The 8869-nt window shown below is 42.9% G+C and carries 7 protein-coding genes, 1 tRNA gene and 1 riboswitch; of the genes, 6 read left to right on the forward strand and 2 right to left on the reverse strand.

Annotated features, from left to right (window positions below):
- Nucleotides 1-678 precede the first annotated feature (678 nt).
- A tRNA-Ile gene (locus M2137_RS13780) sits at nucleotides 679-755 on the reverse strand.
- 552 nt (nucleotides 756-1307) lie between these two features.
- Nucleotides 1308-1368, forward strand: a riboswitch (Fluoride riboswitch).
- 168 nt (nucleotides 1369-1536) lie between these two features.
- Here M2137_RS13780 and M2137_RS13785 point away from each other — a divergent pair.
- From M2137_RS13785 to M2137_RS13810, 6 genes are all read left to right on the forward strand, one after another.
- Nucleotides 1537-2787, forward strand: coding sequence for a cation:proton antiporter (locus tag M2137_RS13785; protein WP_280745507.1), 1251 nt, complete (start codon nucleotides 1537-1539; stop codon nucleotides 2785-2787).
- A gap of 12 nt (nucleotides 2788-2799) precedes the next feature.
- Nucleotides 2800-3144, forward strand: a complete 345-nt coding sequence (locus M2137_RS13790) for a DUF190 domain-containing protein (protein ID WP_280745506.1) — start codon at nucleotides 2800-2802, stop codon at nucleotides 3142-3144.
- Nucleotides 3145-3154: 10 nt separating this feature from the next.
- Entirely contained in the window at nucleotides 3155-5563 is a 2409-nt protein-coding gene (locus M2137_RS13795; RefSeq protein ID WP_280745505.1) for a TonB-dependent receptor, read from the forward strand.
- A 12-nt stretch (nucleotides 5564-5575) separates the two neighbouring features.
- Nucleotides 5576-6859: a phosphopyruvate hydratase gene (gene eno, locus M2137_RS13800; RefSeq protein ID WP_280745504.1), complete on the forward strand. Its 1284-nt coding sequence runs from the start codon at nucleotides 5576-5578 to the stop codon at nucleotides 6857-6859.
- 15 nt (nucleotides 6860-6874) lie between these two features.
- Nucleotides 6875-7705 carry an RteC domain-containing protein gene (locus M2137_RS13805; protein WP_280745503.1) on the forward strand — a complete coding sequence of 277 codons (831 nt, stop codon included), beginning with the start codon at nucleotides 6875-6877 and terminating at the stop codon, nucleotides 7703-7705.
- Nucleotides 7706-8022: 317 nt separating this feature from the next.
- Entirely contained in the window at nucleotides 8023-8604 is a 582-nt protein-coding gene (locus M2137_RS13810) for a dihydrofolate reductase family protein (protein WP_280745502.1), read from the forward strand.
- 59 nt (nucleotides 8605-8663) lie between these two features.
- Here the strand turns inward: M2137_RS13810 and M2137_RS13815 are convergent.
- The coding region (locus tag M2137_RS13815; protein ID WP_280767032.1) for a hypothetical protein at nucleotides 8664-8869 on the reverse strand (206 nt) is incomplete at its 5' end.

Raw genomic sequence — 8869 nt, forward strand, 5'->3', positions numbered from 1 at the left:
CGAAGATGTTCGCGGCTAAGTTTCATCCCATAGTAATGGGCAAATATACTGTTTTGGTTGCGATATATAATATCATTTTGTCAAAATCGCCCGAGAATAGTGGAAAATTGCCGGGAGTTTTTGCAAATCATTCTGCCAGTATTCTATCGTCGATGGGCATGGACAGTACTGTCGATGGGCATGAACAGTACTGTCGAAGGGCATGGACAGTACTGTCGAGGCGCATCGACGATAGAATACTCCGTATAAAAGTGTGACTTATCCTGAAATTGGTTGTCATTTTTTGTCACTGTTTACTATAAAAGTTGACACCATAGATAACGATTCCCTAATAAGGTTGTCACTTGGGTTGACCGAGGGCGACTTTTAAAAGTAGCCGATCTGTTTGCCTTTCAAACACAAAAACAACAAAATATTTGCAGAATAAGAATAAAACCTTACCTTTGCATCGCTTTTTCGTAAAGCAGAGGATTGTCTCATGGTGTAATGGTAGCACTGCAGATTTTGGTTCTGCCTGTCAAGGTTCGAATCCTTGTGAGACAACAAATATGAGAGCAGCCCTATCCACTTTTATGTAGATAGGGTTTTCTTTTTATAAAAGAACTTATATTTAGCTCTATCACACTAACCATAAACAAAAAGCACTTACAATATATACTGTAAGTGCTTCCTTTTAGGTGGTGGTCCCACCTGGGCTTGAACCAGGGACTCCCTGATTATGAGTCAGGTGCTCTAACCAACTGAGCTATAGGACCGGATCAGAAGGTTGTTCTGAAATCGGGTGCAATATTACGACATAAAATCGGTTTATGCAAGGGAGGAAGAAAAAAATATCAGTAAGGGAGGGGGCGGTTTCCCTGGTTTTTTGTATTCACAGGATTCTATTGTCGAAGCGTGAAACAAACAAGTTTGGCTCTGCACTCAGCATTCACTATCTTTGTATAATATCAGAAATAGAAAAGTAGGTTATTGAAAATCAGAATGTGCGCGTAGTTGGATTGACAGGGCGGTTATGGATAAGTTACAGTTAAGCAACTATGAACCACAATATTTTGCACTACTTCAAATAACTTATTACAAAGGTAGTCAAAATGCACGACTTTGCATAATTAAACCAAACTTTTATTGTGCAATATTCTTGTCTTTGCAAAAAAATCCTCCACACTCAACTACATATTTACCCTCCCGCAAGGACGTTTTAGTAAAAATGCAACTCTTATACTTACAGAAATTTTGTTCTGTTATCATAGTATAAAATATAATAATATGATTGACTAATCCAATAATTTTTATATCTTTGCACAGTAATTCAAAAAGGGAATGGGACTTCCCTAAAACCGCTTAAAAGCTGATAGTTCCTACTGAAACTTAATCTTAGAAGATTATGATCGGTAGGATATTTTATTTTTATAGCTTTCCATTCTTTTGCGGACAACTTTTTAAACATTCTTTAACAGGCAATGACCCGCCGGGCGATACTGTGCGGGATAGCCCCGTTATGCCTTTTTCTCAACGTATCATATTAAAATCAAAATCATGCTAACAAGTCTCGCATTAATATTTCTATTAGGGTTGTCGTTGGGTTATATCTTTAATAAACTGCGGCTACCCGCCCTGCTGGGGATGCTTATTACGGGTATTGTTCTCGGCCCGTATGTGCTAAATCTAATTTCTCCCTCGCTGCTTGGTATTTCGGTCGAATTGCGGCAGGTTGCTCTCGTCATAATACTTATGCGTGCCGGGCTTGCGCTCGACATTAAGGATCTGAAAAAGGTCGGCCGCCCAGCTATCCTGATGTGTTTCCTTCCGGCCTGTTTTGAAATTGCCGGAATGATACTGATTGCACCAAAATTATTAGGGATTTCGGTTTTGGATGCCGCTATTATGGGTGCTGTGGTTGCCGCCGTTTCCCCTGCAATCATAGTCCCGAAAATGCTGTATCTCATGGAAAACAAAATCGGGACAAAAAAAGGTATTCCGCAAATGATTATGGCCGGGGGGTCGGTAGATGATGTTTTCGTTATTGTGATGTTTACGGCCTTTACAACGCTTGCAACGGGCGGCGAGGTTTCGGCGGGGAGTTTCGTTCAAATACCTGTTTCCATTATTACCGGACTTTTCCTCGGCATAGCTACCGGGTGGGGCTTGGTTAAATTCTTCAAACGATTCCATATGAGAGATTCGATAAAGGTGCTTATAATGATGAGTTTCGCTTTTTTGTTTCTCGCTGTGGAAGGGTGGCTGAAAGGAACGGTTGCCGTTTCCGGTCTGCTGTCGGTTATGGCTATGGGGGCTACTATATTAAAATTCTATCCCGTATTAGCTAACCGCATATCGCCCAAATTCTCGAAATTGTGGGTGGGTGCGGAAATAATCCTCTTCGTCATGGTGGGCGCGACTGTCGATATAAAATTCGCAACGGCGGCAGGTGTGGCGGCGGTAGCCGTGATATTCTTTGCGCTCGTGTTCCGCATGGTCGGGGTGTTTATGTGCATGCTTAAAACCAAACTAAACATGAAAGAACGGCTATTTTGTATGATAGCCTATATTCCCAAAGCCACCGTACAGGCGGCAATCGGTTCGCTCCCGCTGGCGATGGGGTTGCCCTGTGGTAAAATCGTACTTACCGTTGCTGTGCTTGCCATATTGATAACTGCTCCCCTCGGTGCATTTGGTATAGATATGACCTACAAAAAGCTACTTATCCATAACAGCAAAAAAGAGTCTGACGAGCCGATACCGTCCGACACTTTAGGGGAATTTGGCGAAGAAAACCGCAACGAATAAAACATATAGCGTATGAGAACAATACGAATTTATTTTGAATACGGCACGAAAGCCGGGGGACTTACCCGATGGCAACGTGCATGGAACAACAGGCTTGCCAATCGCTTAATGAAACGATGCAAAGAGGCAGGGTTACAACAGGTAATATTCTTTAATGTTGAGGCGGGCTACCTGAATGGGCAAGCAATCCAATGGGGCATTAGTGAAATTCCTTCGCCCCGCAAGCCGCAATGCCTTGAAATAACCGACACCGCCGACAACATTAGTACATTTCTAAAAACCGCCAAACAACTGCTGGAAAATACCCGGATAATTGCGGTGGAAAAACAGGAAATAATCGAATTGTCAAATTTATAAAATCGAAAAAATGAAACTCCAAATTATTTTCTTTTTCATGTTTTGTGGAATGTTCTCTGGTCTTTATGCGCAATCAGTCGTTTCCGGCAGGGTAATGGATAAAGCATCCAAAACTCCTATGGATTATACCTCTGTTTCGGTTCTTAATAATAATGGTAGTATGTTAACAGGGGTAATTACCGGAACTGACGGTCGTTTTACTGTAACTGACCTTAAAAAAGGTACTTATACATTCCTGTTTTCTTATATTGGTTATCACTCGGACAGCCTGACGGTAGCGATTGGTGAGATAAACAATATTTATGACATCGGCGATATAATGCTTGCCGAGAATGTCGCTTTAATCGGCGAGGTTGTCATAACAGGACGGGCGGATATTGTTTCGGGCAGGCTCGAAAAGAAAACGTATAGTTTGCAAGATAATATATCGCAATCCGGCGGTTCGGTACTTGAAGCAATGCGCAACCTACCGGGTGTTACGGTTGATCAGGAGGGTAAGGTATTGTTGAGGGGAAGCGACAAAGTATTGGTGTTGATTGATGGACGACAATCGTCGCTGACCGGATTTGGCAATCAAAAAGGGCTTGATAATATTTCGGCCTCCAATATTGCCCGCATAGAGATAGTCAATAACCCGTCAGCGAAATTTGACGCGCAAGGAATGGCTGGCATCGTCAATATCATATATAAGGAAGAAACAAAAACCGGATTTAATGGCGAGGTCGGGTTTAATTTCGGGTTGGGCGAACTGACAAAGAGAAAAAGCAATTTGCCCGGCATAATGGATAAGTATTCGCTCACGCCCAAATACAACCCTTCCGTCAGTCTTAACTACCGTACCGATAAAGTAAACCTGTTCCTGCAATCGGACGCAATGTTCCGCCGGAAAGTGAATTGCAACGAGTTTACCACCCGGAAATATACGGACGGGACGGACGACGTTATCTCCCAGTTTCTCGAAAACCGAAGCCAGCAACAATATACCGTAAAATTCGGTATGGATTGGTTCATCGGCGATAACGACCAGCTTACGTTTTTCGGACTGTTCGAGGATGAATACCATATAGATCGGGGTCATGTACCTTATGACTATGTGGACGGTAGCGGGCGTAAAAGGTTTTGGACGTGGGCGGAGGACGAGCGCACTTGGGCCATGAATTACAGTGCGAACTACAGGCACAAATTCGCACAGGCAGGGCACGTACTCGAAGCCACGATCCTTTACACTCACGGCGTGGAAGATGAGTTATTTCCTTTTACGGATTCGACCGCCGTGCGCAATTCGACCGATGAAACCCGGCTTATCGCCAAGGAAAAAATAGCCAGCCTTAATATAGATTACGTTAAGCCACTATTTGCTGGTCGCATCGAAGCCGGAACGAAAGTGCAGTTGCGCTCAATCCCTATCACTTATGATATATTCCCCGGCGCAAATTCCATTCTCGACCCTGACCTCGGCAAATGGTCTGAATATAAGGAAGATATTTATGCTCTGTACGCCAATTATGTTTTCGAGTCCAAATTTATTGATGTGGAGGCGGGATTACGGGCGGAAGAAGCGGTTATTAAATATCATATCGACCCCGCCAACGCCTATTATAACCGCAATCAGTCATACGATAAACTTTCGCTGTTTCCCAATGTTCGCGTTTCGTTCCGTTTGGCCGAAGATCATAAATTATCCTTGTTCTATAATCGCCGGGTAGATCGTCCGGGAGAATTTGACCTGCGACCGTTTCCTAAATATGATGATCCGGAAATATTGAAAACGGGCAACCCATATCTGAAACCGCAGTTTACCCAGCTTTTTGAAATCGCGTACAAAACCTCCTGGAACGGAGGCTCGGTGTTCGTCTCGGGTTATTATAAAGACATCAGCGATATATTTACTCGAATATATGCCAGCGACCCGTCTCAGCCGGAAATAATAAATGCTGTAACACAAAACCTCAACAAAGGGCAAAACTATGGGGCAGAGGTAATAATTGAACAGCAGATAACCAAAAAATGGAATTTCAATGCAGGGTTTAATTGGTACAGAAATATTATAGACGCTTTCGAGGGCACTATAATTTACCCTGTCGATCAACCTTTCTCGTTCGGGAAAACCAAAGGTAATACATGGAATTTGAAACTGAATACTTCGGTAAAACTCCCTAAAGATTTCGACTTGCAAGCCTCTTATATCTATTATGCAAAAGATATTATTCCGCAGGGGGAGATTGCCGGACGAGGTTCATTCGACTTAGGTATTCGCAAAAAGGCTTTTGGCGGCAAAGCGGAATTTTCCCTATCGGCTACAGACATACTTAATACCTTTGAGATCAAACAGACAATTAACGGGCAGAATTTAACAATGCAGAAAGAGAATTACTACGAAACGCAAGTGGTAACGCTCGGAATGAAATATAATTTTTAAAAAATTAATGTCATGAAAATTACGAATTTAGAAGCAATCGAGATACTCGATTCAAGAGGCAATCCGACTATTGAGGCGGACATTACATTAGAGGATGGAACACAAGCACGGGCAATGGTTCCCAGCGGTGCATCGACCGGGGAACGTGAGGCCGTAGAATTACGGGACGGCGATAAACAACGCTATGGCGGTAAAGGGGTATTAAAAGCCGTTGAAAATGTAAACAAAACCATTGCCAGGGCAATAGTTGGAGAAAGTTTTGCCAGTCAGCGGGAACTGGATTATGCTATGATCGAACTGGACGGAACGCCTAACAAGGCGAAATTAGGAGCAAATGCCATTCTTGCGGTATCAATGGCCTATGCACGTACAAAGGCGCAAAGTATGAGGCTGCCGCTATATCAGTATCTCGGCGGGAGCAACGCCTATGTATTGCCCGTGCCGTGTATGAACGTGATAAACGGCGGTAAACACGCCGATAATAATGTGGACTTTCAGGAGTTTATGATAGCCCCGCATAATGCCCCGTCTTTTGCCGAGGCTATCCGCATGGGCGAAGAGGTTTTCCATACGTTAAAGTCAGTGTTGAACGCCAAAGGTTACAGCACGGGCGTAGGTGATGAAGGCGGTTTTGCGCCTAATCTTAAATCCAACGAGGAAGCGGTAGAAGTAATATTGGAAGCAATTACAAAAGCAGGCTACACGCCTGGTACTGACGTTAGTATTTGCCTCGATCCGGCGACGAGCGAATTATGGGAGAACGGCAAATACAAACTGTTCAAAAGTACAGGGAAACTGCTTACAAGCGACGAAATGATAAAACTGTGGGAGGATTGGGTGCGCCAATATCCGATAGTATTGTTAGAGGACGGACTGGCAGAAAATGACTGGACGGGTTGGCAAAACCTTACAAAAGCCCTCGGTAATCGCGTGGAACTTGTCGGGGATGATATTTTCTGCACTAATAAGGCCATTTTACAGGAGGGCATAGACAAAGGCGTTGCCAATTCTATCCTTATAAAGCTGAACCAGATCGGCACGGTTAGCGAAACGCTGGAAACTATGGAATTAGCAAGGCAAAACGGCTATAACTGTTTTGTTTCGCACCGCAGCGGAGAAACTGTCGATACATTCATTTCTGATCTCACAGTAGGATTGAACGCCGGACATATCAAAACTGGAAGCGGATGCCGAGGAGAACGGATTGAGAAATTTAATCAATTCCTGCGTATTGAAAAACGACTTAAAGGCAATTCCGTTTTTGCCGGAAAGAAAACTTTTAAGCGGACATACTAATAACCTGTAAATAATATGTTAGATGACTTCCTGCATAATTTGAATAAAGAAACGGCACAAAAAATCCGTCAATTAGAAACAGTGGAAAAAGATGTTTTGAAAAGGGCGTTTTCGAGCGCCCTTGTTCTTGCCGAGGCTAATTTGGAATTAAAAACCTTTATCATCGAGTATGATTTTAAGGATGAACAGGAAGAAATTCACTTTTTCAAGAACGCTAAACCCTCCTTAATATCACAAATGATTTACTATTGCCAGATATATAATATAGAAATGAACCGTCCTGTGGGTGGCGTGTCAATACAGCGAGATTACCTTAACAAAGAACTGGAGAATTTGCAGGACTATATTGACCGGAGGCCGGAATTTTACAGTTATTATCGTTTAGGGGCAACTGAAAACGATGTAAATTATTTTACCCGTGATAAGTTTGTTTTGGGTTTACAGTATTTGGAGCCTTCTTTAAGTGAGCGAGAACCTAAATATTCAACCAACTGTGATTATAAAATGGCGAAGATGATAGCTAATGAACGGTTGGAGATATTAATAAAATCGCAACTGGATGAATTGGAGCGTCCGCATGAAGATAAGGCACAACTATCCTGGACTACCAAAAAAACATTTTTGATCGAACTTCTTTATGCTCTCGATTCATTTCGGGCTTTTGGCAGCATACCTCTAAAGAGGGTAGTTACAGTAATTCAACGGCTTCTCGGTGTGGATTTGGGTAATGTATCGAGTGCCTTTGCGGAAATGAGAACACGCAACGACCCGACACCTTTCCTGGACGCTTTGAAAGATGCACTATTGCAGAGAATGAAGCGGAGTAATGAAAGGAGAAGGAGATAATGCGTATATGGAGAAAATAATGTAAATTTGTACCACCAATTAAAATTTGCCTTTATGATGTAAATTAAAGATATGATACGGTATGCTACCTTGCGAATCTTATCCGCTTGGGGCTGCCGGAAATGAATATACGCTTTTTCTTTTTATCGGGAAAACTGACATTTAACGGATAAACGAGGATTAACAAGCGCGATATTCACGCATTTTGGCGTGGAGTTGCGTTGTCTCGTTTAAGGTATTGTCAGTACCTCCCGATAAGCGGCGTGATTTCCACGCCTCTTTTATTATCGGGAATAATTTGGGTAAATGACAATGCAATGAACAAAACAAATAAGATTAAGACCTTCTCCTTTATGTCGCTGGATGGGTATGTGCCAAAGGCAGGAGATTATACCGCTTGGCTCCCGGAAGGCAGCCAACCGATTGAGAACGGTTACGGCTTTCATCAATTCCGGGATTCCGTAAGCTGCGCTGTAATGAGTGGAATATATCATGCAACTTTACAGGCTTCGGATGTTTGGCCTTTTGGGGATAAAATGTGTTATATACTTACGCCCCGGAGTTTCAACCTTGCCCCGGATGTAAAAGCCGACTTTATCATTACGGATGATAATGGTTATGACTATAAAAAGGTTGTCGATCAATTACGCGAGAGAACGGACGGGGATATTTGGTTGGCTGGCGACCAGGGTATTATTACCCGGTTTATGTCGCAAGGGCTGATAGATGAAATTATCTTAAATATTCTTCCTGTAACCTTCGGCGTTGGCCTGCCGATGTTCAGCAATGTAAAACAGATACAGGACTGGACGCTTCAAAATCACACTATTTACAGTAATGGAGTGGTACAGTTACATTACACAGCCGACCGTATCTGCGGCTGTCTGGAAAATGGCTGAAAATAAAGCCGCTGACGCATTATTATACCCAGCCTGGGTATTGCTGTCATAAAGCAAAATCAAGACGAAATTAACCTGTATTTCTTCCTGTTTCCCAGGAAAAAGTGCAGGTGTATTTTTTTTCGGGCAAATTGTAAAAAAGGGTGTGTTTCGCCTTTCTGTTGATTAGTTGGAAAATCCTCTCCTCGTTGACCCCTGTTCGCCAATCGAAACTGATCCCCTCCGCCAATTGAAATTGCCCCCGTTTGCCAATTGAAATTGATCC

It is taken from the genome of Parabacteroides sp. PFB2-10, assembly GCF_029893085.1.
GTDB lineage: Bacteria > Bacteroidota > Bacteroidia > Bacteroidales > Tannerellaceae > QVMG01.

Bases quoted from the DNA above. Each gene is read 5' to 3' on its own strand.
- M2137_RS13785 (WP_280745507.1), top strand. From the start codon at position 1,537: ATGCTAACAAGTCTCGCATTAATATTTCTATTAGGGTTGTCGTTGGGT.
- M2137_RS13790 (WP_280745506.1), top strand. From the start codon at position 2,800: ATGAGAACAATACGAATTTATTTTGAATACGGCACGAAAGCCGGGGGA.
- M2137_RS13795 (WP_280745505.1), top strand. From the start codon at position 3,155: ATGAAACTCCAAATTATTTTCTTTTTCATGTTTTGTGGAATGTTCTCT.
- eno (WP_280745504.1), top strand. From the start codon at position 5,576: ATGAAAATTACGAATTTAGAAGCAATCGAGATACTCGATTCAAGAGGC.
- M2137_RS13805 (WP_280745503.1), top strand. From the start codon at position 6,875: ATGTTAGATGACTTCCTGCATAATTTGAATAAAGAAACGGCACAAAAA.
- M2137_RS13810 (WP_280745502.1), top strand. From the start codon at position 8,023: ATGAACAAAACAAATAAGATTAAGACCTTCTCCTTTATGTCGCTGGAT.